The organism is Paraburkholderia sp. SIMBA_053 (assembly GCF_046534895.1).
In the GTDB taxonomy this organism is placed as follows: Bacteria; Pseudomonadota; Gammaproteobacteria; order Burkholderiales; family Burkholderiaceae; genus Paraburkholderia; species Paraburkholderia caledonica.
On sequence record NZ_JAWRXU010000965.1, the window covers coordinates 1 to 261 of the forward strand.

Sequence of the window (261 nt, forward strand, 5' to 3'; positions counted from 1 at the left end):
CATGAATATATAACCTCTGCAATCACATTGCACAAAGATGGTCAGCTCGATGAAGGTGCTTTGGCTTATGCCAACCACGTCGCCCATGGCGACAAAGTTACAGTCGTCAGTAGTCAACACGGCATAGCGATTTATAGCCAGGTTGGTGATTTCTATCAGCTGGTGCGGGAAATTAAAAATAGCGAGCTGGGTCTGCAGCAATACGATTCCGTTGCTAAAATGTACGTCTCTGGCACAGATAACTGGTTTTTATACCAGGTG

General features: G+C 45.6%; 1 protein-coding gene. It reads left to right on the plus strand.

Annotation, left to right across the window (positions count from 1 at the left end):
• The coding region (locus SB753_RS38475) for a hypothetical protein (protein ID WP_410805341.1) at positions 1-261 on the plus strand (261 nt) is incomplete at both ends.